Source organism: Serratia sp. LSHTC3 (assembly GCF_057197125.1).
Window position 1 is genome coordinate 944,977 of record NZ_JBXUNP010000002.1, and the last position, 24,782, is coordinate 969,758.

The 24,782-nt window shown below is 58.3% G+C and carries 26 protein-coding genes and 1 tRNA gene; 12 read left to right on the top strand and 15 right to left on the bottom strand.

Features of this window, described 5'->3' with window-relative positions:
• Window positions 1-26: 26 nt before the first annotated feature.
• Window positions 27-431 carry a hypothetical protein gene (locus AC2CGI_RS11815; RefSeq protein ID WP_004931369.1) on the bottom strand — a complete coding sequence of 135 codons (405 nt, stop codon included), beginning with the start codon at window positions 429-431 and terminating at the stop codon, window positions 27-29.
• A gap of 526 nt (window positions 432-957) precedes the next feature.
• Here AC2CGI_RS11815 and sufA point away from each other — a divergent pair.
• From sufA to AC2CGI_RS11850, 7 genes are all read left to right on the top strand, one after another.
• Window positions 958-1,329 carry a Fe-S cluster assembly scaffold SufA gene (sufA, locus tag AC2CGI_RS11820; RefSeq protein WP_004931368.1) on the top strand — a complete coding sequence of 124 codons (372 nt, stop codon included), beginning with the start codon at window positions 958-960 and terminating at the stop codon, window positions 1,327-1,329.
• Window positions 1,330-1,343: 14 nt separating this feature from the next.
• Window positions 1,344-2,840 (top strand): Fe-S cluster assembly protein SufB, encoded by a 1,497-nt coding sequence (sufB, locus tag AC2CGI_RS11825; protein WP_004931367.1) that lies wholly within the window; start codon window positions 1,344-1,346, stop codon window positions 2,838-2,840.
• Between the two features lie 43 nt (window positions 2,841-2,883).
• On the top strand, window positions 2,884-3,630 hold the full coding sequence (sufC, locus tag AC2CGI_RS11830; protein WP_016927936.1) for a Fe-S cluster assembly ATPase SufC: 747 nt from the start codon (window positions 2,884-2,886) through the stop codon (window positions 3,628-3,630).
• A complete protein-coding gene (sufD, locus tag AC2CGI_RS11835; protein ID WP_076740275.1) occupies window positions 3,605-4,891 on the top strand; it encodes a Fe-S cluster assembly protein SufD in 1,287 nt (428 codons plus the stop codon). Before sufC ends, sufD begins: the two co-directional genes overlap by 26 nt.
• Window positions 4,888-6,114, top strand: coding sequence for a cysteine desulfurase SufS (gene sufS, locus AC2CGI_RS11840; protein ID WP_015377719.1), 1,227 nt, complete (start codon window positions 4,888-4,890; stop codon window positions 6,112-6,114). The genes sufD and sufS overlap by 4 nt, the downstream gene beginning before the upstream one ends.
• Before the next feature lie 36 nt (window positions 6,115-6,150).
• The gene (gene sufE / locus AC2CGI_RS11845; protein WP_015377720.1) at window positions 6,151-6,567 is read left to right on the top strand and encodes a cysteine desulfuration protein SufE; all 417 of its coding nucleotides are present in this window, start codon (window positions 6,151-6,153) and stop codon (window positions 6,565-6,567) included.
• Between the two features lie 296 nt (window positions 6,568-6,863).
• Complete coding sequence (locus AC2CGI_RS11850) at window positions 6,864-7,877, top strand: L,D-transpeptidase family protein (RefSeq protein WP_004931356.1); 1,014 nt, start codon at window positions 6,864-6,866, stop codon at window positions 7,875-7,877.
• A gap of 142 nt (window positions 7,878-8,019) precedes the next feature.
• Here AC2CGI_RS11850 and AC2CGI_RS11855 read toward each other — a convergent pair whose 3' ends face one another.
• The 5 genes from AC2CGI_RS11855 to AC2CGI_RS11875 all read right to left on the bottom strand — a co-directional run bounded on the left by AC2CGI_RS11855 (window position 8,020) and on the right by AC2CGI_RS11875 (window position 12,432).
• Complete coding sequence (locus AC2CGI_RS11855; protein ID WP_004931354.1) at window positions 8,020-8,256, bottom strand: major outer membrane lipoprotein; 237 nt, start codon at window positions 8,254-8,256, stop codon at window positions 8,020-8,022.
• Window positions 8,257-8,564: 308 nt separating this feature from the next.
• Complete coding sequence (pykF, locus tag AC2CGI_RS11860; RefSeq protein WP_004931353.1) at window positions 8,565-9,977, bottom strand: pyruvate kinase PykF; 1,413 nt, start codon at window positions 9,975-9,977, stop codon at window positions 8,565-8,567.
• 394 nt (window positions 9,978-10,371) lie between these two features.
• Complete coding sequence (locus tag AC2CGI_RS11865) at window positions 10,372-10,677, bottom strand: cupin domain-containing protein (RefSeq protein ID WP_015377721.1); 306 nt, start codon at window positions 10,675-10,677, stop codon at window positions 10,372-10,374.
• A gap of 119 nt (window positions 10,678-10,796) precedes the next feature.
• Window positions 10,797-10,873, bottom strand: a tRNA-Val gene (locus AC2CGI_RS11870).
• 182 nt (window positions 10,874-11,055) lie between these two features.
• Window positions 11,056-12,432 (bottom strand): MATE family efflux transporter, encoded by a 1,377-nt coding sequence (locus tag AC2CGI_RS11875; protein WP_015377722.1) that lies wholly within the window; start codon window positions 12,430-12,432, stop codon window positions 11,056-11,058.
• A 239-nt stretch (window positions 12,433-12,671) separates the two neighbouring features.
• Here AC2CGI_RS11875 and AC2CGI_RS11880 point away from each other — a divergent pair, with 239 nt between their 5' ends.
• Together AC2CGI_RS11880 and AC2CGI_RS11885 are read left to right on the top strand one after the other, a co-directional pair.
• Complete coding sequence (locus tag AC2CGI_RS11880) at window positions 12,672-13,322, top strand: riboflavin synthase (RefSeq protein ID WP_004931347.1); 651 nt, start codon at window positions 12,672-12,674, stop codon at window positions 13,320-13,322.
• Window positions 13,323-13,376: 54 nt separating this feature from the next.
• Window positions 13,377-13,670, top strand: a complete 294-nt coding sequence (locus AC2CGI_RS11885) for an I78 family peptidase inhibitor (protein ID WP_004931344.1) — start codon at window positions 13,377-13,379, stop codon at window positions 13,668-13,670.
• A gap of 74 nt (window positions 13,671-13,744) precedes the next feature.
• On the opposite strand, the gene cfa is transcribed toward AC2CGI_RS11885, so the two are convergent.
• Window positions 13,745-14,896, bottom strand: a complete 1,152-nt coding sequence (gene cfa / locus AC2CGI_RS11890; protein ID WP_004931341.1) for a cyclopropane fatty acyl phospholipid synthase — start codon at window positions 14,894-14,896, stop codon at window positions 13,745-13,747.
• A 344-nt stretch (window positions 14,897-15,240) separates the two neighbouring features.
• Window positions 15,241-16,452, bottom strand: a complete 1,212-nt coding sequence (gene punC, locus AC2CGI_RS11895) for a purine nucleoside transporter PunC (protein WP_015377723.1) — start codon at window positions 16,450-16,452, stop codon at window positions 15,241-15,243.
• Window positions 16,453-16,575: 123 nt separating this feature from the next.
• Between punC and punR the strand changes: the two genes are divergently transcribed.
• Window positions 16,576-17,520: a DNA-binding transcriptional activator PunR gene (gene punR, locus AC2CGI_RS11900; RefSeq protein WP_004931338.1), complete on the top strand. Its 945-nt coding sequence runs from the start codon at window positions 16,576-16,578 to the stop codon at window positions 17,518-17,520.
• Here punR and purR read toward each other — a convergent pair.
• Entirely contained in the window at window positions 17,517-18,542 is a 1,026-nt protein-coding gene (purR, locus tag AC2CGI_RS11905; protein WP_004931336.1) for an HTH-type transcriptional repressor PurR, read from the bottom strand. The two genes, punR and purR, sit on opposite strands and share 4 nt — an antisense overlap.
• Window positions 18,543-18,866: 324 nt before the next feature.
• Between purR and cydH the strand changes: the two genes are divergently transcribed.
• Window positions 18,867-18,956 carry a cytochrome bd-I oxidase subunit CydH gene (gene cydH, locus AC2CGI_RS11910; RefSeq protein WP_004931335.1) on the top strand — a complete coding sequence of 30 codons (90 nt, stop codon included), beginning with the start codon at window positions 18,867-18,869 and terminating at the stop codon, window positions 18,954-18,956.
• A gap of 64 nt (window positions 18,957-19,020) precedes the next feature.
• Here cydH and sodB read toward each other — a convergent pair whose 3' ends face one another.
• Together sodB and AC2CGI_RS11920 are read right to left on the bottom strand one after the other, a co-directional pair.
• Complete coding sequence (sodB, locus tag AC2CGI_RS11915; RefSeq protein ID WP_021505464.1) at window positions 19,021-19,599, bottom strand: superoxide dismutase [Fe]; 579 nt, start codon at window positions 19,597-19,599, stop codon at window positions 19,021-19,023.
• Window positions 19,600-19,798: 199 nt separating this feature from the next.
• Window positions 19,799-20,617 carry a C40 family peptidase gene (locus AC2CGI_RS11920; RefSeq protein WP_004931330.1) on the bottom strand — a complete coding sequence of 273 codons (819 nt, stop codon included), beginning with the start codon at window positions 20,615-20,617 and terminating at the stop codon, window positions 19,799-19,801.
• Between the two features lie 416 nt (window positions 20,618-21,033).
• Here AC2CGI_RS11920 and AC2CGI_RS11925 point away from each other — a divergent pair, with 416 nt between their 5' ends.
• The gene (locus AC2CGI_RS11925; protein ID WP_004931329.1) at window positions 21,034-21,381 is read left to right on the top strand and encodes a Grx4 family monothiol glutaredoxin; all 348 of its coding nucleotides are present in this window, start codon (window positions 21,034-21,036) and stop codon (window positions 21,379-21,381) included.
• Between the two features lie 67 nt (window positions 21,382-21,448).
• Here AC2CGI_RS11925 and rnt read toward each other — a convergent pair whose 3' ends face one another.
• From rnt to AC2CGI_RS11945, 4 genes are all read right to left on the bottom strand, one after another.
• Complete coding sequence (gene rnt / locus AC2CGI_RS11930; RefSeq protein WP_016927925.1) at window positions 21,449-22,132, bottom strand: ribonuclease T; 684 nt, start codon at window positions 22,130-22,132, stop codon at window positions 21,449-21,451.
• A gap of 79 nt (window positions 22,133-22,211) precedes the next feature.
• Window positions 22,212-22,619, bottom strand: coding sequence for a lactoylglutathione lyase (gene gloA, locus AC2CGI_RS11935; RefSeq protein ID WP_004931325.1), 408 nt, complete (start codon window positions 22,617-22,619; stop codon window positions 22,212-22,214).
• A 341-nt stretch (window positions 22,620-22,960) separates the two neighbouring features.
• Window positions 22,961-24,064, bottom strand: coding sequence for an alkene reductase (gene nemA / locus AC2CGI_RS11940; protein WP_004931322.1), 1,104 nt, complete (start codon window positions 24,062-24,064; stop codon window positions 22,961-22,963).
• Window positions 24,065-24,155: 91 nt separating this feature from the next.
• Window positions 24,156-24,776: a TetR/AcrR family transcriptional regulator gene (locus AC2CGI_RS11945; protein WP_021505463.1), complete on the bottom strand. Its 621-nt coding sequence runs from the start codon at window positions 24,774-24,776 to the stop codon at window positions 24,156-24,158.
• Between the last annotated feature and the right edge of the window lie 6 nt (window positions 24,777-24,782).

Below are 24,782 nucleotides of genomic sequence, written 5' to 3' on the forward strand. Positions count from 1 at the left end.
GCGCTCGGCCTGCGGAGCCTTTCGCTTTACAGCTGAAACGGCACGCGTTTGACGAAGTCCTTCTGAAACGCGTTCGCCTTCTCCCAGGTGCCTTCCATTGCATATTTTTGGCAGATCAGCGTCAGCGTATGGCGGGCGAAGTGGTAGCTTTGCACCCGAAACAGCTGGCAACGCTGTGGGTTGTTGATCTCGACGATCAGCCGGTTGTGCAGCTTGCTGAGCGCGTGCAGGTAGCTGTCGTCGTCGCCGTTCTCCAGACACAAATTGGCCATGGTCAGGCTGACGCTGTTGTACCGCTTCAGGTGGTCGATATTGCATTCCGGGCGCCGTAGCGCCGCTTCGGCCATGTAAAAGTCCACCGTGGCGTCGCGCACGCTGAATTTGTAGTCATCAATCTTGCCCAGCAACCATGCGTTGATCGAAAGAGTCATTGGCTTCGCGCTCAAATTTAAATTGAATGATAATCATTATCATATAAACTGCCGCGCTGCCGATCAATCCCCGGCGTGGCGTTTTTTCATTGCGCGGGGTGTAAAAGGTCGCCGACGACCCAACTTGATGCTGAGCGACTAAACTTTAACCTGAGGGCGCGCGCTTGCGCTGCGCCACGAAATGCCGATAAACGCACATTTACGACAGACAGAATGCAGAAATAGGTATTTTCTATGAATGTTTAGATCGGCAACGTACCGCGGCGCTGTAACGCTGACGGGCCACCGGGGAGTGCGGTACGGTGATGCAGGATAAAGAATAAATTCATAGGGATAGCATGCACACCTTGCCGCCAGACGCCGCAAGCCGCCACGGATGTCCCGCTGGCTTGCCGCACGCCGCAGCGAAAAACCGCGCTTGCGGCGGATACCCCCGCAAAACAAACGGTTGAAGTGATAATCGTTATCACTAACATATAAGCAACCCAGATTGGCTGTGGCCAAACACGAGTGTGAGGTAGACCCTATGCAAACGGAAAATGTCGGCACTTTTTCTCTGGATGAAAATGTCTGGCAAGGCATTTCGCTCAGCGACAGCGCCGTACGACAAATAACCAAACTGATGCAGCAGGATCCGCAGGTGAAAGGGCTGCAGCTAGGGGTGAAACAATCCGGCTGCGCCGGCTTTGCCTATGTGCTGGATCTGACCCGCGAACCCGCCGATGACGATCTGCTGTTTGAGCGCGACGGCGCCAAACTCTATGTGCCGCTGAAGGCCATGCCGTTCATCGATGGCACCACGGTAGATTACGTCCGCGAAGGGCTGAATCAGATATTCAAATTCAACAACCCTAAAGCTCAGCATGCCTGCGGGTGCGGCGAGAGCTTTGGCGTTTGAGCGATGCAATCAACATGACACGAAGCAATGTAGAAATGCCTAATGAAGTGCAGGCTTGGGTCAGCGAAGGTCGCTACAAAGAAGGTTTCTTCACCCAGCTGGCAACCGATGAGTTGGCCAAGGGCATCAACGAAGAGGTGGTGCGCGCCATCTCGGCCAAGCGCAACGAACCCGAGTGGATGCTGGAATTCCGCCTTGAGGCTTATCGCGCCTGGCTGCAGATGGAAGAGCCGCACTGGCTGAAGGCCAATTACGAACGCCTGAACTACCAGGACTACAGTTACTATTCGGCGCCGTCCTGCGGCAGCTGCGACGATGCATGCGGTTCGCAACCCGGCGCCGAGCAGCAACCGGGCGCGGCGACGGAAAAAGATTACCTGACCAGCGAAGTGGAGCTGGCGTTCAACCAGCTCGGCGTGCCGGTGCGCGAGGGCAGCGAGGTGGCGGTGGACGCCATCTTCGACTCGGTCTCGGTCGCCACCACCTACCGTGAAAAACTGGCGGAGAGCGGGGTGATCTTCTGTTCGTTCGGCGAAGCGATCCAGGAATACCCGGATCTGGTGCGTCAATACCTGGGGCGCGTGGTGCCGTCCAACGATAACTTCTTCGCTGCGCTGAACGCCGCGGTGGCCTCCGACGGCACCTTCGTCTATGTGCCGAAAGGGGTGCGCTGCCCGATGGAGCTGTCGACCTACTTCCGCATCAACGCCGCCAAAACCGGCCAGTTCGAGCGCACCATCCTGATCGCCGACGAAGGCAGCTACGTCAGCTATATCGAAGGCTGTTCCGCCCCGGTGCGCGACAGCTACCAGCTGCACGCGGCGGTGGTGGAAGTGATCCTGCATAAAGACGCCGAAGTGAAATACTCGACGGTGCAGAACTGGTTCTCCGGCGGCGAGAGCAAGGGCGGTATCCTCAACTTCGTCACCAAGCGCGCGCTGTGCGAAGGCGCCGGTTCGAAAATGTCCTGGACCCAGTCGGAAACCGGCTCGGCCATCACCTGGAAATACCCGAGCGTGATTTTGCAGGGCGACAACTCGATCGGCGAATTCTTCTCGGTGGCGCTGACCAGCGGCCATCAGCAGGCAGATACCGGCACCAAGATGATCCACATCGGCAAAAACACCAGGTCGACCATCATCGCCAAAGGCATCTCCGCCGGCCACAGCGAGAACACCTATCGCGGCCTGGTGAAAATCCTGCCGGGGGCGGAAAACGCCCGTAATTTTACCCAGTGCGACTCGATGCTGATCGGGCCGGACAGCGGTGCCCACACGTTCCCTTACGTTGAAGCGCGCAACAACAGCGCTCAGCTGGAGCACGAAGCCACTACCTCGAAGATCGGCGATGACCAGCTGTTCTACTGCCTGCAGCGCGGCATCAGCGAGGATGACGCCATTTCGATGATCGTCAACGGTTTCTGCAAGGACGTTTTCTCCGAGCTGCCGCTGGAGTTCGCCGTCGAGGCGCAAAAACTCCTGGCCATCAGCCTGGAACACAGCGTGGGTTAATCGCCGCATTTTTAGCGCCGTCGGCGCTATCTGAGGACACAGCATGTTAAGCATCAAGAATTTGAAAGTCAGCGTGGAAGGCAACGAGATCCTCAAGGGATTGGATCTGGAGATCAAACCGGGCGAAGTGCACGCCATCATGGGGCCGAACGGCTCGGGTAAGAGCACGCTATCCGCCACGCTGGCCGGGCGTGAAGAGTACGAAGTGACCGAAGGGGAAGTCACCTTCAAGGGCAAGGATCTGCTGGAGCTGGATCCGGAAGATCGCGCGGGCGAGGGCGTGTTCCTGGCCTTCCAGTACCCGGTGGAGATCCCCGGCGTCAGCAACCACTTCTTCCTGCAGACGTCGGTCAACGCGGTGCGCAAATACCGCGAGCAGGAGCCGCTGGATCGCTTTGACTTCGCCGATTTCATCGAAGAGAAAATCGCGCTGCTGGACATGCCGGCCGATCTGCTGACCCGTTCGGTCAACGTCGGCTTCTCCGGCGGCGAGAAAAAACGCAACGACATTCTGCAGATGGCGGCGCTGGAGCCGGATCTGTGCATTCTCGATGAAACCGATTCGGGCCTGGACATCGATGCGCTCAAAATCGTCGCCAACGGCGTCAACTCGCTGCGGGACGGCAAGCGCGCCTTTATCATCGTCACCCACTATCAGCGCATTCTGGACTACATCCAGCCGGATTACGTACACGTGCTGTCCCAGGGGCGCATCGTCAAATCCGGCGATTTCTCGCTGGTGAAACAGTTGGAGGAGCAGGGCTATGGCTGGCTTACCGACCAACAGTAATTCAAACGCGCTGCAGCAACTGTATCGCCTGTTCGAAGGCCGCGGCGGCGAGCGTTCGCCGCATGCGCTGGCGCACTGGCAGCAGGCGCTGCGCCTCGGCTGGCCGACGCGCAAGCATGAAAACTGGAAATACACGCCGCTGGAGAGCCTGCTGGAGCAGCAATTCCTCGAGCCGCAGCCCGCCCCGGTGAGCGCAGAGCAGCTCGATGCGCTGGCGCTCGGCATCGATGCCTGTCGGCTGGTGTTTATCGATGGCTGCTACAGCGCCGCGCTGAGCGATAGCGACCTGGGCGACTACCAGTTCGAGTTGACCGCCTATGGCACGCCGCAGGCGTTGCCGGAGCCGATCCAGCCGGAGATTTTTCTGCACCTGACCGAAAGCCTGGCGCAGGAAACCAGCCTGATCCGCCTGCCGGCCGGCAAGAACCCTGCACGCCCGCTGTATCTGCTGCACATCAGCAGCGGACGCGGCGCCGCCGGGGAAGTGAACACCGTGCATCACCGCCATCATCTGGAGATCGGGCGCGGGGCCGAGGCGGAAGTGATCGAACACTATGTCAGCCTGGGCGAGGCCGCACACTTCACCGGCGCGCGCCTGACCGCCAATGTGGCGGACAACGCCGGGCTGTTGCACTGCAAGCTGGCGTTTGAGAGCCAGCCAAGCTACCACTTTGCCCACAACGATCTGGTTATCGGCCGCGACGCGCGGGTGAAAAGCGACAGCTTCCTGCTGGGCGCCGGCCTGACGCGGCACAACACCAGCGCGCAGTTGAACGGCGAAGGCGCGAATCTGGTGATCAACAGCCTGGTGCTGCCGGTGGGCAAAGAGATTTGCGACACCCGCACCTATCTGGAGCACAACAAGGGCTATTGCGAAAGCCGCCAGCTGCATAAAACCGTGGTCAGCGATCGCGGCAAGGCGGTGTTCAACGGCATGATCAAAGTGGCCAAGCACGCGATCAAAACCGACGGCCAGATGACCAACCATAACCTGCTGTTGGGCAAGGTGGCGGAAGTGGATACCAAGCCGCAGCTGGAGATCTACGCCGATGACGTCAAGTGCAGCCACGGTGCTACCGTGGGGCGCATCGATGAAGAGCAGCTGTTCTATCTGCAGTCGCGCGGCATCGACAAGCACGCGGCGCAGCAGATGATCATCTTCGCCTTCGCCGCCGAGCTGACCGAAGGCATCGCCAACGACACCATCCGGGAACGGGTGCTGGCGCGCATCGCCCAGCGCCTGCCGGGGGAGGCTGCATGAGTTATCCGATTGAACGCGTACGCGGCGATTTCCCGCTGTTGGCGCGTGAGGTGAACGGCCAACCGCTGGCCTATCTCGACAGCGCCGCCAGCGCGCAGAAACCGCAGGCGGTGATCGACCGCGAGCTGGAGTTCTACCGCCACGGGTATGCGGCGGTGCATCGCGGTATCCACACCCTGAGCGCCGAGGCGACTCAGCAGATGGAAGCGGTGCGGGAACAGGCGGCGCGCTTTATCAATGCTGCCTCGGCGGAAGAGATGGTGTTCGTCAAGGGCACCACCGAAGGCATCAATCTGGTGGCCAACAGCTTTGGCCGCCACCTGCTGCAGCCGGGCGATGCGATTCTCATCACCGAGATGGAGCACCACGCCAACATCGTGCCGTGGCAGATGCTGGCGCAGGAGCGCGGGTTGCAGCTGCGGGTGTGGCCGCTGCAGCCGGACGGCACGCTGGATCTGGCTCGGTTGCCGGAACTGGTCGACGCGTCCTGTAAACTGCTGGCGCTGACCGAGGTCTCCAACGTGCTGGGCACCGTCAACCCGGTGCGCGAGATCATCGCCCGTGCCAGAACCCTGTCACCGGATCTGACGGTGCTGGTGGACGGCGCGCAGGCGGTGATGCACCAGCGCGTCGATGTCCAGGCGCTGGACTGCGATTTCTACGTGTTTTCCGGCCATAAGCTGTATGGCCCTTCCGGCATCGGCATGCTGTATGGCCGCCAGGCGTTGTTGCAGCAGATGCCGCCGTGGGAAGGGGGCGGCTCGATGATCCGGCAGGTCAGCCTGACGGCGGGCACCACCTTCGCCGATCCGCCGTGGCGCTTCGAGGCCGGTTCGCCGAACACCGCCGGCATCATGGGGCTGGGCGCGGCGTTTGATTACGTCGAAGCCTTGAGCCTGAATGCGATCCACGATTATGAACAGTCGCTGATGCATTACGCGCTCGAGGCGCTCAAGCAGGTGCCGACGCTGAAAATCTATGGTCCGGCGCATCGCGCCGGGGTGATCGCCTTCAATCTGGGAGAGCACCACGCCTATGACGTCGGCAGCTTCCTCGATCAGTACGGTATCGCCATTCGCACCGGCCATCACTGCGCGATGCCGCTGATGGCGTTTTATCAGGTGCCGAGCATGTGCCGTGCTTCGCTGGCGTTATATAATACCCGCGAAGAGGTGGACCGGCTGGTGGCCGGGCTGCAACGCATTCATCAGTTATTAGGTTAGGCTGGGGCGTGTCCCCGGCGGTACAAAAGGATCCCCATGGCGAATTTGCCGGACAAAGATAAATTGGTGCGTAATTTCTCCCGCTGTCTGAACTGGGAGGAGAAATACCTGTACGTGATTGAACTCGGCGCTAAATTGCCGCCGCTGGACGAGGCGGAGCGGCAGGCCGCCAACCTGATCTCCGGCTGTCAGAGCCAGGTGTGGATCGTGATGCGCCGCGATGAGCAGGGGCAGGTCGAGTTTCACGGCGACAGCGACGCGGCGATCGTCAAAGGGTTGCTGGCGGTGGTGTTCATTCTTTATCGCCAATTGACGCCGCAGCAGATCGTCGATCTCGATGTGCGGCCGTTTTTCACCGAGCTGGCGCTCAGCCAACATCTGACGCCTTCGCGCTCGCAGGGGCTGGAGGCGATGATCCGCGCCATTCGCAGTAAAGCGGCGCAGCTGGCCTGATCCATAACGCCTTCATCCTCAAGACTCATTGATACCTTTGCTTTGTCAATGAGTCTTTACAATTCACAATTTTCCTCCGGGCAACGCGCCCAATTCAGTGATATTTCAGCAGCTTAACTGTTGACGTTTCGTTGACAATCAATGACGGCGATTACGTTATAACGTGTTGATTTTTAGAGGACTTATTGCCTTTGATACCAGCGTTGCTAGTATTAATCAGGTATTGTCTGATTTACCCACCACCTGGCGCTCGTTAGCCTTGTGGGCGAACCGTCATAAAAAATATAGGGATGATAATGAAACGTGCGTTGAGTTTAATGGGCATGGTCTTCGCCACCGTATTGGCCGGCACGCAGGCCGCCAGTGCGACCGAGTACCCGCTGCCGCCGCCGGACAGCCGTCTGATCGGCGAAAACACCACTTATACCGTGCCAAACGACGGCCGCCCGCTGGAAGCCATCGCCGCTGACTACAAGATCGGCCTGCTGGGCATGCTGGAAGCCAACCCCGGCACGGATCCGTTCCTGCCCAAGCCGGGTACGGTGTTGACCATTCCGACCCAAATGCTGCTGCCTGACACCAAGCGTGAAGGGATCATCGTCAACCTGGCCGAGCTGCGCCTTTATTACTACCCGAAAGGCGAGAACAAAGTGATCGTCTATCCGATCGGCATCGGCCAGACCGGGATGCACACGCCGCTGGAGGTGACCTCCATCAGCCAGAAGATCCCTAACCCGACCTGGACGCCCACCGCCAACATCCGCAAGCGCTATCAATCCCAGGGCGTGACGCTGCCTGCGGTGGTGCCGGCCGGCCCTGAGAACCCGATGGGGCTGTTCGCCCTGCGTCTGGCGATGGGGCGCGGTGAATACCTGATCCACGGCACCAACGCCAACTTCGGTATCGGCATGCGCGTCAGCTCCGGCTGCATTCGCCTGCGTCCGACGGATATCGAGGCGCTGTTCAACATGGTGCCGCGCGGTACGCGGGTGCAAGTGATCAACGATCCGGTGAAGATTTCCGTTGAGCCGGACGGCAAACGCTATGTGGAAGTGCACCAACCGCTGTCGCGGGTGGAAAGCGACGATCCGCAGACCATGCCGATCGCGTTGTCTAAAGCGGAGAAAGCCTTTGCGGCCGATGGTCAGACCGATCGCGCCGTATTCGATAGCGCGGTTGTACGCCGTTCTGGCATGCCGGTGCTGGTCAACGTAGGGGAGAGTCCGTCTGCGGTGAGTTTGACACCTGCAGCGGCTCCTGCGGCGAATAAGAGCCCATTCAAGGCAGCGCCAATCAGTTCGGTGAACTAAGTTTGCAGGATTGAGCGGTCGAAGAGGGGTTCAGCGTGCTGAACCTCTTTTTTTTGCCTGCCGTGCAGGAACCCCCCTGGCTGGCGAACAGACAAAAAAAAACGGCGCACAATGTGCGCCGTTTTCAATAACCAAAGCTATCTTACTTTTTGTAAGCGTGAGCTTGGTTGTCCAGACGCTGGTTAGCGCGTGCTGCGTCGTCTTTAGCAGCTTGAACGTCAGAACGCATTGCGTTCACGTCGTTGCTCAGCTGATCAACTTTAGCGTTCAGAGTCTGAACGTCAGAAGACAGTTGATCGATTTTAGCGTTGCTAGAGCAGCCAGCCAGCAGAGTGGAACCCAGGATTACCGCGCCCAGTACCAGTTTAGTACGATTCATTATAACACCCTCTAGATTGAGTTAATCTCCATGTAGCGTTACAAGTATTACACAAACTTTTTTCGAAAGAGAATAATTTTTTAGTGTTGAGGTGCTTTATTTTGATCGTTCGCTCAAACTTGCATCTGGTTTTACAAATTAGTTAAAAAAACGAGGGAAAACAGCCGGCTTCCATGGGACTACTCCGATTCTTTATTAGCTAAATAATGAGCGGATCGCGGTTGCGTTTTGAGAAAAATAGTTTACTGCTGATAAAAAAAACGCCGCAAAGCGGCGTTTTGATCAAGACAATTATGTCACGTTTTATATTACAGCACGTGTACCGAGGCCGTGTTGGTGGTGCCGCTCGGCACCAGCGCGCCAGAGACCATCACCACGACGTCGCCTTTCTGCGCCAGGCCGCTGGCCAGGGCGGCTTCTTTACCGATGCGGTAGAAGTCGTCGGTGGAGGCGATTTCCTTGACCATCTGCGGGATGACGCCCTTGCTCAGCACCAGCTGATGCGCGGTAGTCTCATTGGTGGTCAGCGCCAGGATCACCGCGTTCGGGAAGTATTTACGCACGGATTTTGCCGACTTGCCGCCGCTGGTGGCGACCACGATCAGCGGCGCGTCCAGTTTCTCGGCGGTTTCAACCGCGCCGCGGCACACCGCTTCGGTGATGCGCAGCTTGCGACGATCGTTCAGGGTGTCGATACGGCTTGGCATCACGCGATCGGTACGCTCGCAGATGGTCGCCATGATGTTGACCGCTTCCAGCGGGTATTTGCCCTTGGCGCTCTCGCCGGACAGCATGACGGCATCGGTGCCGTCCAGGATGGCGTTGGCAACGTCGCCGGCTTCCGCGCGGGTAGGGCGCGGGTTTTTGATCATGGAATCGAGCATCTGGGTGGCGGTGATGACCACTTTACGCGCACGGTTACATTTCTCGATCATCATCTTCTGGGCGAAGATCACTTCTTCTACCGGGATTTCAACGCCCAGATCGCCACGGGCAACCATGATGCCGTCGGACGCTTCGAGGATTTCGTCGAAGTTGTTCAGGCCTTCCTGGTTTTCAATCTTGGAGATGATCTGGATCTGCTCGCCGCCGTGGGCTTTCAGGTGCTCGCGGATCTCCAGCACGTCGGAGCGTTTACGGATGAAGGACGCTGCCACGAAGTCGACGCCTTGCTCGCAGCCGAAGATCAGGTCGCGTTTGTCTTTCTCGGCCAGCGCAGGCAGCTGGATGGACACGCCCGGCAGGTTAACGCCTTTGTTCTCGCCCAGGTCGCCGTTGTTCAGCACCTTACAGATGACTTCGTTCTCGGTCACGTTGGTGACTTCCATGCCGATCAGGCCGTCGTCAACCAGCACGGTGTTGCCGATCTTCAGGTCGGCGGCGAAGCCGGCGTAGGTGACCGCCACGCGCTCGCTGTTGCCGATCACGCTCTGGTCAGTGGTGAAGGTGAAGGTTTGGCCGGCGACCAGCGAGGCGTCTTTGCCGCCTTCCAGTTTCATGGTGCGAATTTCCGGGCCTTTGGTATCCAGCAGGATGCCGGCGTTGATACCGGTTTTCGCCATCACGGCGCGCATGTTCTTGATGCGGTTGCCGTGCTCTTCATAGTCGCCGTGAGAGAAGTTGAGACGCATCACGTTCATGCCCGCATTGAGCAGGTTGGTCAGCATTTCTTCCGATTCGGTTTTTGGACCGATGGTACAAACAATTTTGGTCTTTTTCATGGCGGAGTTTTCTACAAGTTGTGATGGATAAAAAAACGAATTTGACCGGCGCGGTTTACGCCGGTAGGGAATTTGGGCCGTGCCTGGTGGTGAAAAACATAGTTAAGGATAGGTGACGACAGTTGAAGTGGGGCGGAAAAATTCAGCCCGCGCGGGGGCGCGGGGATGCTGCGCAACGGGGTAAGATCACATCGTGTTGTTATTGCGTTTTCGCAGATCAAGGGCTGAAACCATTCAACTGATAGACGTTGCGCATTATAAAGGCTAAGCGGCGGGAAACAAAATAAAAAACCGCGGCGGTGCGGCGGATAGAGCAATACGGGGCTAAATGTGGCGCAAATGCAACGCGTTGCGGGCCGATTGTTGCGCAAATAACCTTGCTGTAAATGCAGGTTTAACGCGTTTGGGGAATTTCCAGCAGCGTGCCGGCGCTCAGGCAGAAGCAGCCGCTGGCGACGTTGGCCGGCAGGGTAAGGCTCTCACCGGCACGTACTATCCGGGTGTCGCCGCCGAGGGTGAACTCGAATTCGCCGGATATCACCCGGGTTTGCAGCGCGTGCGCGGGCTTTTGCAACTGGCCGAAGGCGCCGGCCTCGAAACGCACTTCCGCCGCCGGCGAACCGTCGCTCATCACGCCTTCACGGCGGGCAAGGCCATTGTCGAGCGGCAAAAAGGCGGTTTTGGCGGTGAAGGTGGTCATGTGGCGTTCCTGATGGCTGATGGCGGTAGTTCGGCGCAATCGACATGAAAAATCGAACGGTCGGGCAGAGACGATACAACGGGAAGTATAACGTGACAGGGAGAGATGAATCAGCAATATGGTGCGTCCGAGTGGACTCGAACCACCGACCCCCACCATGTCAAGGTGGTGCTCTAACCAACTGAGCTACGGACGCATCTTTTCCTGTCTGTCATGGCTGACAGCGGGGACGAATATTAACGAGCTACCCGCGCGCTGGCAAGGGGAAAAGCGCAATTTTATTCGGTATTTCACGCGATTGCTGAGGTTGTGCGCAGTCCGGCGTTTTTTTCCGCAAACCGCAGCCCGGCCGGGGAGGAAACCGGCCGGGCTGCGGGTTCAGCGTGTGGATCGCTGCAGGATGACGGTGGTCGGCTGTTTCTGCAGCCAGCGCATGCGCAGCGCCATCATGATGGCGGCGAAGGTCAGTCCGATGATAAAGCCGATCCAGAAACCGCTTGGCCCCATCGCCGGCACCAGCGCATCGGTTAACGCCAGCAGATAGCCGCTCGGCAGGCCCAAAACCCAATAAGCGATAAAGGTGATGAAGAAGATCGCGCGGGTATCTTTATAACCGCGCAGCACGCCGCTGCCGATCACCTGGACCGAATCCGAGATCTGGTACAGCGCCGCCAGCAGCATCAACTGCGAGGCCATCGCCACCACCGCCGGGCTGTCGTTGTACAGCAGGGCGATCGGTTCGCGGAAGGTGGCGGTAAACAGCGCGGTGCAGACGGCCATGGTGATGCCGACGCCGATGGCGGAGTAAGCGGCGACGCGCGCGCCTTCGACCGAACCTTCCCCCAGACGATAACCGACGCGGATGGTGGCGCCGACGCCCAGCGACAGCGGCAGCACGAACATCAGCGCGCTGAAGTTAAGTGCGATCTGGTGGCCGGCGACCGCGACGATCCCCAGCGGTGAAACCAGCAGCGCCACCACCGCGAACAGCGTGACTTCGAAGAACAGCGCCAGCGCCACCGGCATGCCGATGCCGATCAGGCGCCTTAGCGCCGCCCAGTCAGGGCCACCGAGATCGCCGGCCTGGCGTTTGATGTCGCGCTGCGACGGCGCGCGCTTCACGTACCAGCGCATCATCAGGAACATGATCCAGTAGACGCTGCCGGTGGCGACGCCGCAGCCGACGCCGCCCAACTCCGGCATGCCGAACTTGCCGTAGATAAAGATGTAGTTGATCGGGATATTCACCAGCAGGCCGAGGAAGCCGATCACCATGCCGGGTTTGGTTTTGGACAGCCCCTCGCACTGGTTGCGCATCACCTGGAAGAACAGGTAACCCGGCGCCCCCCACATGATGGCGTGCAGATAGCCGACGGCTTTATCCGCCAACTGCGGATCGATGTTGTGCATCATGTCGATGACGAACTTGCAGTTATACAGCACGACGATCAGCAGCACAGAGACGCCGAAGGCCAGCCAGAAGCCCTGACGCACCTGATGGGCGATGCGATCGCGACGGCCGGCGCCGTTGAGCTGGGCGATAACCGGGGTCAGCGCCAGCAGCAGGCCGTGGCCGAACAAAATGGCCGGCAACCAGATCGAGGTGCCGACCGCCACCGCCGCCATGTCGGTGGCGCTGTAAGCGCCGGCCATGATGGTATCCACCACGCCCATGGCGGTTTGTGATATTTGCGCGATGATGACCGGGATAGCGAGAGCCAATAAACTACGCGCTTCAATTAAGTACTTCTGCACGCATACACCTTTTCTATTTATATATGTGGGAGGGAGGGCTGCCGCGAGAGGACAACAATTAAAATAGCGGAATTTTGTCAAAAAGATTGTACCTGCTCGGCGTCGTTAAGCAAACGCCGCAGATAAATAGTTATTAAATGCGCAGCCATTCTTTTTTTGCCGTCGCGGATTTGGTTTTCAGCGCCAACTGGGGCAAACTGCCGGTAGCGTTTTAACCTATTTAGCAAGAAGAGGCACATATGTTCACCGGTATCGTACAAGGCACCGCGCCGCTGGTCGCGATTGATGAGAAACCCAATTTCCGCACCCACGTGATCGAAATGCCTGCCGAGCTGCTGCCGGGGCTGGAGCTGGGCGCGTCGGTGGCCCACAACGGCTGCTGCCTGACCGTCACCGCGGTGGAAGGCAACCGCGTCAGCTTCGATTTGATCAAAGAAACGTTGCGCCTGACCAACCTCGGCGATCTGGCGCTGGGCGACATCGTCAATATCGAGCGCGCGGCGAAGTTCAATGACGAAATTGGCGGCCATTTGATGTCCGGCCATATTATCTGCACGGCGGAAGTGGCCAAGATTTATACCTCGGAAAATAACCGCCAGGTATGGCTGCGCATGCCGGATGCGGAATTGATGAAATATGTGCTGCACAAAGGTTTCATCGGCATCGACGGCATTAGCCTGACCATCGGCGAAGTGGTGAATAACCGTTTCTGCGTGCACCTGATCCCGGAAACGCTGGATCGCACCACGCTGGGTAAAAAACGCCTCGGCGACAAGGTGAACATCGAGATCGATCCGCAAACGCAGGCGGTGGTGGACACCGTCGAGCGCGTGCTGGCCAATCGGGAAGCGACGTTGGCCGCGGCGATGGCGCCGGCGCACAAAGACTGACAGCGATTCTGGCGTGACCGCCGGCATCGAATCATAAGCAGAGAGGAGAAACGCGTGAAGTTTTATGGGAAAACGTTGTTGTTAACCGCGTTGCTGGCGCTGAGCGCTTGCAGCAGTTCGCCTGAGCAGGGCGCGGGCGCGCAAATGGCCGATGCGGACGATACCTGCGGCGCTTCGCAGTATCAAAATTTTGTCGGCAAACCGATGACCTCGCTGGAAGGCGTGCGGATCGACGGCAAGGTGCGAGCCATTCCGTACAACTCTGCCGTCACCATGGATTTCAACCTGCGCCGTCTGAACTTCCTTGGCGACAGCGACGATAAAATTATTCGCGTTTATTGCGGTTAACCCGCAGGGTTCGAAAGAGCAAAAAAAAAAGCCCCGGCGAAGATGTTGCCGGGGCTTTTTTATCGGGAAAGCGTTCAGCGGGCGACGCGAATGCCGCCTTCAACGCCTTTCGGGCTGAACACCACCTGCCATAACTGCAGATCGCGCGCCCGGAACGCGCCGGCGCAGGCGTTCAGGTAATAGCTGAACATCCGTTCGAAGCGTTCGGAATAGCGCTCGGCGAGCTGCGGCCACGCCTGTTTGAAGCGCTCGAACCAGGCCATCAGCGTGCGATCGTAGTCGGCGCCGATGTTGTGCCAGTCTTCCATCACGAAATGGCCTTCGCTGGCCTCGGCGATATGCCTCACGGAGGGCAGGCAACCGTTCGGGAAGATATATTTGTTGATCCAGGGATCGACGTTCATGTCGGTCTTGTTGGAGCCGATGGTGTGCAGCAGGAACAGGCCGTGCGGCGCCAGATTGCGCTCCACCACGTCGAAATAGGTGCGGTAGTTTTTCGGCCCGACGTGCTCGAACATGCCGACCGAGACAATGCGATCGAACTGCTGGTGCAGATCGCGGTAATCCTGCAACAGGATCTGCACATCCAGCCCGGCGCAGCGCGCCTGAGCCAGCTTCTGCTGTTCGGCGGAAATGGTCACGCCGACCACCGACACGCCGTAATTTTTCGCCGCATAGGCGGAAAGGCCGCCCCAGCCGCAGCCGATGTCCAGCAAACGCATGCCCGGCTGCAGCTGCAGTTTCTCGCAGATCATCCGCAGCTTGGCTTCCTGCGCTTCCTCCAGCGTGGTGGCGTCTTTCCAGTAGCCGCAGGAATACTGCATGTAAGGATCGAGCATCAGGGTAAACAGATCGTTGCCGAGATCGTAATGTTCTTTGCCGACGATCCAGGCGCGCTTTTTCGATTGCAGATTGGTCAGGCGCGCGGCGGCGATACGCAGGGTATCTTTCAGGTGGTGGGGGAGTTTCTTCTCCAGCCCGGCGCTGACCACGCGCTGGAAGAACATATCCAGCCGCTCGCACTCCCACCAACCGTCCATATAGCTTTCGCCCAGGCCCAGGGATCCTTGCTGCAAAACGCGTTTAAAGAATTCGGGATTTTTAACCTGAATATCGAAAGGGCGCGATCCGTTGATTTCGATACCGGCCAGACCGAGCATTTCGTGCGCGATACGGTACCACTGGTTATCCTGGATGCTCAGATCTTCTATACACGATGAACTCATAGCTTCTCCATCACCTTCTTCTGACTGATGACCCGTTAGGAAACAGCTTAGACAATTTCTGCGGGTGCATACCTATACCAACGGGAAATAAGCCCGCGGCGTCTGATATCCGACTATGAACAGAGGAAATTTAAAGAAACGGCCCGACGCAAACGGCGCAGGATAAACGCCCCTTTAAAAAAAGAGTGTGACGCAAGGCGCGTACACAATAGCTGATTGAGATATAGAGATTATAAGGTGTTACTTTACAAGGTTGTTTTTGAGTATAGGCGTGCCGAGGCGTTGACTCAACTGTAAATCGCACTCGGCACACATATTCTTTAAGTGATTATTAATCTTGGCAATTATGACGCTGAGTTAGCATGTTCCCGCTGTGCCTTTTGCTGCGCATCGGCCGCTTTTCCCCGCTGCAGGAAATAACCCAGCGCGGCCAGGACTACCGTAGATACCATCACCGTCACCGTCGCCAACAGCGGCTGGGCAATAAACGCCGACACCAGCATGCTTGCCACAAAACACAGCCCCAATTGCAGCGTATTTTGCAGCGCGGCGGCTTTGCCGCTGCTTTCCGGGAACGGCATCAGCGCATTCGCCACCATGATCGGGTAGCCGGCGCCGTTGACCAGCGCCATCACGCAGAACGGGATCAGCAGAGTGGTGAGCGTCGGATTGGTCAGGGTCGCCACCAGATACAGCGCCACCATGCTGACACCATAAGCTACCAGCAGCCACGGCAGCAGAGTTTTGCCATTGATGCGCTTAAGCGCGGCGCGGCAGCCGTAGCCGCCCAGCAGGAAGGCCAGCGTTTGCGGCACATAGCTCAGACCGATGTCGCTCGGGCTATAGCCCATATCGCCGAGGATGAACGGCGAACCGGTCAGCCAGGCGAAGAAACCGGCCGAGCAGGCGGCGTACATAGCGACGTTGCCGCTGAACACCGGAGATTTCAACAGTTGCCAGAAGCTGACGCCGTTTTTCGGCGCGTCGGCGGCGGGGGGCGTTTTGGCGCGCTCTTTGAGCAGCAGCGTCGGCAGCAGCAGCAGTGCGGTGATCACCAACAGCGCGGCGAAGATCGCACGCCAGCTGGCGTGGTTCAGCAGCCAGGCGCCAAGCAGCGGCGCCAGCGCTGGTGACAGCGCCACCAGCGGCATGATGGTGGCGAACACGCGGTTGGCCTGGCCTTCGCGATAGCGGTCGACCACCAGCGCTTGCCAGATGGCGGTGGCGGAACAGACGCCGACGGCCTGAATAAAGCGCAGTATCCAGAGCTGCACGGCATTTTCTACCCACAGCATGCCCAGGCAGCCGAGCGCGAACAGCGTCAGGCCGATCAATAATACCGGTTTGCGGCCCAGCCGGTCGGAGAGCGGCCCCCACAGCAGTTGCGCGAAGGCGAAGCCGGCCAGGAAGATGCTCAGGCTGGCGCTGACCGCGCCGGCGGAAATTTGCAGTTCCTCCCGCATGGCGCCGAAGGCGGGCAGGTACATATCGGTCGCCAGATAACCCAACATGCTCAGGCCGGCGAGGTAGAACATAAAGCCAAAAGAATTTCGCATGGTATTTCTCGTTAATATTTTAGTGTCGCAGGTTTTTAGCGCCGGCCAGTGTATCCGGCTGGATCTCTGCTTGTGAAACGGTAATATTTGCAAAGTGCTGTTAAAAAAATTGAAGGCAAAGCGATGTGGTCTGAATATTCTCTTGAAGTTGTTGACGCGGTCGCGCGCACCGGCAGTTTCAGCGCGGCGGCGCAGGAGCTGCACCGGGTGCCGTCGGCGGTGAGCTATACCGTGCGGCAACTGGAACAATGGCTTGCGGTGCCGCTGTTTGAGCGGCGTCACCGTGATGTGGAGTTGACGCCGGCCGGCGCGCTGTTTATCAAGGATGCGAGAGTTGTTATCAAAAAAATGCTCGACACCCGTCGCCACTGTCAGCAGGTGGCCAACGGGTGGCGCGGCCAGCTGAATATCGCAGTCGACATCATCGTCAAACCCCAGCGCAGCCGCCAGCTGGTGCTGGATTTCTACCGCCATTTCCCCGATGTTGAACTGATGCTGCAACCCGAAGTGTTCAACGGCGTTTGGGATGCGTTGGTGGACGGCAGGGTGGACATGGCGATCGGCGCCACGCGCGCGGTGCCGGTCGGCGGCGGCTTTGCCTTCCGCGATATGGGCTACATGAACTGGCTGTGCGTAGTCAGCCCACAGCATCCGCTGGCGCAGCTGGCAGGGCCGTTAAATGACGATCGGTTGAGGCCGTACCCTGCGCTTTGTCTGGAAGACACCTCGCGCAATCTGCCCAAGCGCGTCACCTGGACGCTGGATAACCAGCGGCGGCTGGTGGTGCCGGACTGGACATCGGCGCTCGACTGTCTGTGCGCCGGGCTGTGCGTCGGCATGATGCCGGCGCATCGGGCGCTGCCGCTGGTGCAGCGCGGTGAGCTGAAGGCGTTGCAGCTGCAGCAGCCGTTTCCCGCCAGCCCTTGCTGCCTGACCTGGCAGCAGGATAAACCGTCGCCGGCGATGAGTTGGCTGCTGGCGTATCTGGGCGATGGCGAGACGCTGAATCAGGAGTGGCTGAGCGAGGCGGCGCCGGAAGCCGTGCAGGCTTCCGGCTCAGGGGATTAGCGGCGGTAGTCGATGAACGGACCGTCGGCGACCGAACGGCGTTCCACCAGCTTCGGATGCACTTCGATCACCTGCGATTCTTCGCGCTTGCTGATGATGCGATCCAGCAGCATGGTGAAGGCCATTTCTCCCAGGCGCTCTTTAGGCTGGTGAATGGTGGTCAGCGCTGGAGTGAAGTAGCGGGCGTTGCGCACGTTGTCATAGCCGATCACGGAAATATCCTGCGGCACTCGCAGCCCCAGCTCATCAGCGGCGCAGATGGCGCCCATCGCCATGATGTCGCCGCCGCAAAATACCGCGGTCGGCCGCTGTTTTTGCGACAGGATTTGGTGCATCGCCTTGTAGCCGGACTCCGGCTCGAAGTCACCCTGGACGATCCACTCTTCGCGAATGTCGATATGCGCTTCCTGCAGCGCCTTCATAAAGCCCTGATGACGGCCGCCGCCGGTGTTGCGCGACAGCTGGCCCGGGATGGCGCCGATATCGCGGTGACCGCGCTCGATCAGGTAACGGCCGGCCAGATAGCCGCCTTCGAACGCGTTATCGATGATGGTGTCGGTGAAGTCGCCGCGCGCAGCGCCCCAGTCCATCACCACCATCGGGATATTACGGTAGTCCTCCAGCATGCCCAGCAGTTGATCCGGGTATTCGGAACACATGACCAGCAGGCCGTCGACGCGCTTTTGCGCCAGCATCGCCAGGTAGGCGCGCTGCTTGTCCAGATTGTTGTGCGAGTTGCACAGGATCAGGGTGTAACCTTTGCTGTAGCAGCTGTTTTCCACCGCCTCGATCACTTCGGCAAAATAGGGCGCTTCGCTCGAGGTGGCCAGCAGACCGATAGACTTGGTGTGATTGACTTTCAGGCTGCGCGCCACGGCGCTCGGCGAGTAGTGCAGCTCTTTGATCGCGGCCCACACGGCCGCTTTGGTCTCTTCGGCGACGAAACGAGTCTTATTGATGACGTGCGAAACGGTGGTGGTGGAAACGCCCGCGCGTTTGGCCACATCTTTAATCGTTGCCATGTAAGGAATGACTCCTGAACTCACATGTTTACAGCATGTAAGTGTGATGTTAATCGTTTGCCTACGTAGATCCTTCTCCAGAGAAGCGAAAACTGAGTTTTTAGTGTGTTGAAGTCTTCAGCGCTTAATCAGGAGGGGCATGGATGCCGGTACGCAGTTGTGAACTGCGAATTTTGTCGCATATTGAACAAAAGTGGAAGAGGTAATCGAGATTATAAACCGGGAAATGATAACAAGATTTTATCGGCGAACTGTGGGAAAATGATTTGACGTACTAATTGTGCGCCTTTTATCCTTAGGAAAGCCCATTTTAAAGGAGTTGTCATGGATACCGATCTGAAGATGTCTCTGTTCACTACCGTCGGCGCGTTGGCGATGATCATCGCTTTCAGCTTTGTCGCCGCGTTGAACTGATCTCCCGCCGGTTTTAAAAAAGGCGCAGCCTGGCTGCGCCTCGTCACTTCGGCAAGGCCTGCGTTTACGCCAGGTTTTCCGCCGCAAATTTCCAGTTGACCAACGCCCAGAAGTTTTCCAGGTATTTTGGACGCGCATTGCGGTAATCGATGTAATACGCGTGTTCCCACACGTCAACGGTCAGCAGCGGTTTATCTTCACCGGTCAGCGGAGTTGCCGCGTTGGAGGTGTTGACGATCGCCAGCGCACCGTCTGGTTTTTTCACCAGCCAGGTCCAGCCGGCGCCGAAGTTTTTCACGGCGGCATCGGTGAACTGCTCTTTGAACGCAGCGAAAGAGCCGAAGGATTTGACGATCGCCGCCGCCAGTTCGCCCTGCGGTTCACCGCCGCCCTGTGGCGACAGGCAGTGCCAGTAGAAGGTGTGGTTCCACACCTGCGCGGCGTTGTTGAACACGCCGCCGTTGGAGGTCTTGATGATCTCTTCGAGCGATTTGCCCTCGAACTCGCTGCCTTTCACCAGGTTGTTCAGGTTAACCACGTAGGTATTGTGGTGTTTGCCGTAGTGGTATTCCAGGGTCTCGGCGGAGATGTGCGGCTCGAGCGCGTTTTTCTCATACGGTAATGCAGGTAATTCAAACGACATTGCTTCCTCCTTTACAGCGCCACTTTCTTCCCGCCCAGGCGGGAGCCAGATGGGCCGTTTTTTATTGTGGTCATTCAATCTTAACAATTTTCATCATAAAAAACAGGAGGAAAAGCGAGAAATGCGCGTGGGGGAGTGCGATGGGCGATAGCTTGAGCAGGCGGTTGCGACCGGGGCCGCAACCGCGCAGAACAGGGAATTAACGGATGGTTTTCGGCGTCACTACGCGGCGTGCGCCGATGTAATGGTTTTGCCAATAGTCGTTGTCGAGCTGGCTGATGCGGATCTCTTCGCCGGTGCGCGGCGACTGGATGAATTTGCCGTTGCCGAGATAGACGCCGACATGGTCCGCCACGCCGCGGTTGTTGATGCGGAAGAACACCAAATCGCCGCTTTCCAGTTCGCTTTTCTTGATCGGCGCCGCGTCGCGAAGGTGATACATTTCGTTGGCGGTGCGCGGCATCTTGATTTTCACCACGTCCTTATAGGCGTAATAGATAAGGCCGCTGCAGTCGAAGCCGGTGCGCGGCGAGCTGCCGCCCCAGCGGTAAGGCTTGCCCATCTGATCCATCAGCTTGGCCATCGCGGTCTGTTTGGCATGCTGGTAACGTTTTTTGTGCGCCGGGCTGAGTTTTAACGGCTTTTCTTCACGCGCCAGTTTGGCGGTGGCCATACCGGCGTCGCGGTGGCGGCCATAGCCTTTTTTATAGCCCTTTTTCGGCGGGGTGACTTTAATCTTGGCGGTTTTCTGCGCTTTGGCCTTGGGTTTGGCGCTGACGATCTTTTTCGCGCTTTTCTCGCTTTTGGCCTTGGCGGTCTTGGTTTTTTTCTCGGGGGCCGTCACTTTGGCTTTTTTGGCGGCTTTATCCGCTTTCTTTTTTCTGCGGTCATCGGGCCGCGCTTCATTAGCATGGCTTTTACGCTGCTCGGCGGCAACGCGCGCCTGTGGCGCAGCGTGCGCCAAATTGAAGAAGAGCTGCGTAAACAGCAGCGCAAAGAGCGTAAGAATTAAACGCATGTCGACGTCACCAACCTTGGCCCCGAAACGGATATCGAAAGAGTTACAGTATTCCCGAACTTCACCATATAAAACAGCGAAGAACTCATAAATAATAATCCATATTGTGAGAAAACGTTAATGACATTTTTTTTGGTTTAAAATCAGCCTGTTGATGTATAAAAAAGCGCCAGGCGACGGTGGCGGATATAATTAAGCCGCGCCGGCATCGCGGCGCAATATATTAGTGAAATGGTCGGATTAAAAATGTTATTCTCAACGTATGTTTTGACCGGAATGACGTGGCCGGTGAAACGCGATCGGCGGCGGGCGAATATCCTTGCAAAAGATGGCGTTTTCTTGCGACTGTTCCAGCCGCTACAATAGCCCGCGTGATGCATGTTGTAGCCATGAAATGTGGCTTGAGGAAGCAATAAATGACGACGACACTTGAAAAAATTCAGCACCAGATCGCTGAAAACCCGATTCTGCTTTACATGAAAGGTTCGCCAAAGCTGCCGAGCTGCGGCTTTTCCGCGCAGGCTGTGCAAGCGCTGTCCGCCTGCGGCGAGCGTTTCGCCTATGTGGACATTTTGCAGAACCCGGATATCCGCGCCGAGCTGCCAAAATACGCCAACTGGCCGACGTTCCCGCAGCTGTGGGTAGATGGTGAGCTGGTCGGCGGTTGCGATATCATCATCGAGATGTATCAGCGCGGCGAACTGCAGCAACTGATCAAAGAAACGGCAGAAAAGTATAAAGCGCAGGAAGACCAGCAGTCTTAATCGACGGGCTTGCGATTATCGCGTAACGGGCGGCGCCAGTGTAACTGGGCCGCCTTTTTTGTTGGTTTTATTCGGCGAGATCGCCGGCGGGCAGCGGCCAGCCGCCGAGACGTTTCCAGCGGTTAACCAGCTCGCAAAACAGCAGGGCGGTTTGCTCGGTGTCGTACAGCGCGGAGTGCGCCTGGCTGCTGTCGAACGGCATGCCGGCGGCGATGCAGGCTTTGGCCAGCACCGTTTGCCCCAGCACCAGGCCGCTCAGCGCGGCGGTGTCGAAGGTGGCGAACGGATGGAACGGGTTGCGCTTCAGGCCGGCGCGTTCGGCCGCGGCCATCAAAAAGCTGTGATCGAAGTTGGCGTTGTGCGCCACGATAATGGCGCGATTGCAACCGCGATCCTTGAGCCCTTTGCGCACCGCTTTGAAAATGGCGTGCAGCGCGTCATATTCGCTGACCGCGCCGCGCAGCGGATTGTGCGGATCGATGCCGTTAAACGCCAGCGCTTCCGGCTGCAGGTTGGCGCCCTCGAAAGGCTCCACGTGGAAGTGCAGGGTTTCGTCCCGCTGCAGCCAGCCGTCCTCATCCATTTTCAGCGTGACGGCGGCGATCTCCAGCAACGCATCGGTATTGGCGTTGAAGCCGGCGGTTTCAACATCTATTACTACGGGATAAAACCCACGAAAACGACCACTCAGGGCGTTAAGATCACTTTTCTCGGCCATCAGTTTCTTATCTTCATCGAATGCAGCGCGCATTATGGCAAATTTTGCGCCCGGTTGCAGGCGCTATCGCGCGGAGAATCAGCAGGGCGCCAACGCGCCCTGAAGGGGAGGCTTAGTGGCCGAGGCCCTGACCGGCGTGTTTGTTTTCGATCAGCTCGATTTTGTAGCCGTCCGGATCTTCGACGAAGGCGATAACCGTGGTACCGCCTTTCACCGGGCCGGCTTCGCGGGTGACTTTGCCGCCGGCGCGACGGATGCTGTCGCAGGTGGCGGCAACGTCATCCACGCCCAGCGCCAGGTGGCCGAAGGCGGTGCCCATATCGTAGCTGTCGGTGCCCCAGTTATAGGTCAGTTCGATAACTGCGCCTTCGCTCTCTTCCGTATAGCCGACGAAAGCCAGGGAGTATTTGTACTCCGGGTTTTCGCTGGTGCGCAGCAGGCGCATGCCTAATACCTTGGTGTAGAAGTCGATGGCGCGTTGCAGGTCACCGACGCGGATCATGGTATGGAGTAAGCGCATAATTCCTCTGAATTGACTGTGCCGTGGCAGACGGCGGGTGGATTGAAGCACAAGCGAGTATAGCCTTGTCCCGCAAGGGAATTCAACGTGACGAACTGGTGACAATGTCACTTTGTGGTCTCGCGTCGAGGGTGTCTAAATATTGATCGAGTGTACCGATCGATACAGAGTAATTGATCTGCACAATCAATTATCTATTCCAGCGGCGATCGTGTAAAAATCGAACGGCAATAAAGATCAACACCAGGGAACAGCGGCCCGCCTCGTGCGGGCCTTTTTGCTTTGCGCGCGACGCATAAAAAACGGCCATGCGATTGCGTGGCCGTTGGGGTCAGGACAGATTACTTCGCCAGAAACGGATAGTCGGTATAGCCTTCGGCGCCGCCGCCGTAGAAGGTTTCCGGCTTAGGTTCGTTCAGCGGGGCGTGCTGGCGGAAACGCTCTACCAGATCCGGGTTGGCGATGTAGCTGCGGCCGAAGGCCACCGCGTCGATGAAACCTTTTTCGATCAAAGCTTCGGCTTTTTCGGCGGTGTAGGCGCCGGCACCGACGATCACCCCTTTAAAGTGGGCGCGCACCGAGTCGCGGAAGGCGTCGGAATACGGTTTGCCGCCGGCCCAGTCAGGTTCGGAGATGTGCAGGTAAGCGATATTGCGCTTATTCAGCTCTTCCACCAGATACAGCGCTGCTTCTTCCTGATCTTCGCCGTTGTCCAGCCCGTTGAACGGCCCCAGCGGCGAGATACGGATACCGATGTGTTCGGCACCCCATTCGGCGATGGTGGCGTCGACCACTTCCAGCGTCAGGCGGGTGCGATTCTCAATGCTGCCACCGTATTGATCGGTACGTTGGTTGGAAGCCGGTGACATGAACTGGTGCAGCAGATAGCCGTGGGCAGCATGCAGTTCGATGAAGTCGAAACCGGCTTCGCGCGCGTTGGCGGTTGCCTGGCGGAAATCGTTGATGATGCCCGGGATCTCGCTGGTTTCCAGCGCGCGCGGCGTGGAGGTCGGCACGCGCACCCAGGCGCCGGTTTCATCACGCACGGTGGTGCGGGTTTCGGCGTTGATGGCCGAAGGTGCGACCGGCGCTTGCCCGCCTGGCTGCAGGCTGGCGTGGGAAATGCGGCCTACGTGCCACAGCTGCACGGCGATGTGGCCGTTGTTGTCATGCACTGCCTGCGTGATGTTTTTCCATGCGGCGATCTGCTCCGGCGTATGCAAACCGGGCGCGCCGGCGTAGCCTTTCGCCTGGAAGGAAACCTGGGTCGCTTCGGTCACGATCAGGCCGGCGCTGGCGCGCTGTGCGTAATATTCCGCCATCAGCGGCGTAGGAATATCGCCCGGCTCGATGCTGCGCAAACGCGTCAGCGGAGCCATAAACACGCGGTTGGGCAGGGTGATGGCGCCAACCTTCAGCGGAGAGAGCAATTTTTCAGTCTTCATAGTGCATCCTGTATTTAATAGACCGGTCGTCTAGTAATGAGCGATAAAAAACCATGAACTGCATTTTTTCAATAAAAATAAGTTGTTACCGTTACGGTTGCGGCGGGCGCAGCAGCAACTCGATACTTTCCAGCGCGCTGGTCAACGGCGCCAGCGAGTGACGGATTTTGGCGCGCAGCGTGGCGCCGAGCCACAGTGAATACAGCGTTTCTGCGGTTGCCGCCGGGCTCATGGCTACCGACAGCGAGCCCTCGGCGATACCGCGCTCGATGGCCTCCTGAAGATGGCCGATCACGCGAGCGGTGCCCGTTTCCAGCGCATGGCGCATCGGTTCTGACAGATCGCTCACCTCGGCGGAAAGCTTCACCGCCAGGCAGGCGTTGTGGCATTCGCTGCGGCAGTGGTAGCTGATAGCCTGGGCGTAATAGCCGAGCAGCTGGTGGCGGGCATCACCGCGTCTGTCGGCAAACAGCGCCTGCATTTCTGCATCATAATGCGCGAAATAGCGCTGCAGCATCGCTTCGCCGAAGGCTTCCTTCGAGCGAAAATAGTGGTAGAACGAGCCTTTCGGCACGCCCGCGGTGGCCAGCAGTTCGCTCAGCCCCATGCCGGTAAAGCCCAGGCGCAGGCTGAGGGTTTCGCCGGTGGCGAGCAGATGTTCACGTGTATCCACGTTGCAATGCGTTGATTTGGTCATCATGGTGCCGAGCATAATAGA

Excerpts from the sequence above, each read along its gene's own strand:
- AC2CGI_RS11815 (WP_004931369.1), bottom strand. The coding sequence starts at position 431 with ATGACTCTTTCGATCAACGCATGGTTGCTGGGCAAGATTGATGACTAC.
- sufA (WP_004931368.1), top strand. The coding sequence starts at position 958 with ATGCAAACGGAAAATGTCGGCACTTTTTCTCTGGATGAAAATGTCTGG.
- sufB (WP_004931367.1), top strand. The coding sequence starts at position 1,344 with ATGACACGAAGCAATGTAGAAATGCCTAATGAAGTGCAGGCTTGGGTC.
- sufC (WP_016927936.1), top strand. The coding sequence starts at position 2,884 with ATGTTAAGCATCAAGAATTTGAAAGTCAGCGTGGAAGGCAACGAGATC.
- sufD (WP_076740275.1), top strand. The coding sequence starts at position 3,605 with ATGGCTGGCTTACCGACCAACAGTAATTCAAACGCGCTGCAGCAACTG.
- sufS (WP_015377719.1), top strand. The coding sequence starts at position 4,888 with ATGAGTTATCCGATTGAACGCGTACGCGGCGATTTCCCGCTGTTGGCG.
- sufE (WP_015377720.1), top strand. The coding sequence starts at position 6,151 with ATGGCGAATTTGCCGGACAAAGATAAATTGGTGCGTAATTTCTCCCGC.
- AC2CGI_RS11850 (WP_004931356.1), top strand. The coding sequence starts at position 6,864 with ATGAAACGTGCGTTGAGTTTAATGGGCATGGTCTTCGCCACCGTATTG.
- AC2CGI_RS11855 (WP_004931354.1), bottom strand. The coding sequence starts at position 8,256 with ATGAATCGTACTAAACTGGTACTGGGCGCGGTAATCCTGGGTTCCACT.
- pykF (WP_004931353.1), bottom strand. The coding sequence starts at position 9,977 with ATGAAAAAGACCAAAATTGTTTGTACCATCGGTCCAAAAACCGAATCG.
- AC2CGI_RS11865 (WP_015377721.1), bottom strand. The coding sequence starts at position 10,677 with ATGACCACCTTCACCGCCAAAACCGCCTTTTTGCCGCTCGACAATGGC.
- AC2CGI_RS11880 (WP_004931347.1), top strand. The coding sequence starts at position 12,672 with ATGTTCACCGGTATCGTACAAGGCACCGCGCCGCTGGTCGCGATTGAT.
- cfa (WP_004931341.1), bottom strand. The coding sequence starts at position 14,896 with ATGAGTTCATCGTGTATAGAAGATCTGAGCATCCAGGATAACCAGTGG.
- punC (WP_015377723.1), bottom strand. The coding sequence starts at position 16,452 with ATGCGAAATTCTTTTGGCTTTATGTTCTACCTCGCCGGCCTGAGCATG.
- punR (WP_004931338.1), top strand. The coding sequence starts at position 16,576 with ATGTGGTCTGAATATTCTCTTGAAGTTGTTGACGCGGTCGCGCGCACC.
- purR (WP_004931336.1), bottom strand. The coding sequence starts at position 18,542 with ATGGCAACGATTAAAGATGTGGCCAAACGCGCGGGCGTTTCCACCACC.
- cydH (WP_004931335.1), top strand. The coding sequence starts at position 18,867 with ATGGATACCGATCTGAAGATGTCTCTGTTCACTACCGTCGGCGCGTTG.
- sodB (WP_021505464.1), bottom strand. The coding sequence starts at position 19,599 with ATGTCGTTTGAATTACCTGCATTACCGTATGAGAAAAACGCGCTCGAG.
- AC2CGI_RS11920 (WP_004931330.1), bottom strand. The coding sequence starts at position 20,617 with ATGCGTTTAATTCTTACGCTCTTTGCGCTGCTGTTTACGCAGCTCTTC.
- AC2CGI_RS11925 (WP_004931329.1), top strand. The coding sequence starts at position 21,034 with ATGACGACGACACTTGAAAAAATTCAGCACCAGATCGCTGAAAACCCG.
- rnt (WP_016927925.1), bottom strand. The coding sequence starts at position 22,132 with ATGCGCGCTGCATTCGATGAAGATAAGAAACTGATGGCCGAGAAAAGT.
- gloA (WP_004931325.1), bottom strand. The coding sequence starts at position 22,619 with ATGCGCTTACTCCATACCATGATCCGCGTCGGTGACCTGCAACGCGCC.
- nemA (WP_004931322.1), bottom strand. The coding sequence starts at position 24,064 with ATGAAGACTGAAAAATTGCTCTCTCCGCTGAAGGTTGGCGCCATCACC.
- AC2CGI_RS11945 (WP_021505463.1), bottom strand. The coding sequence starts at position 24,776 with ATGCTCGGCACCATGATGACCAAATCAACGCATTGCAACGTGGATACA.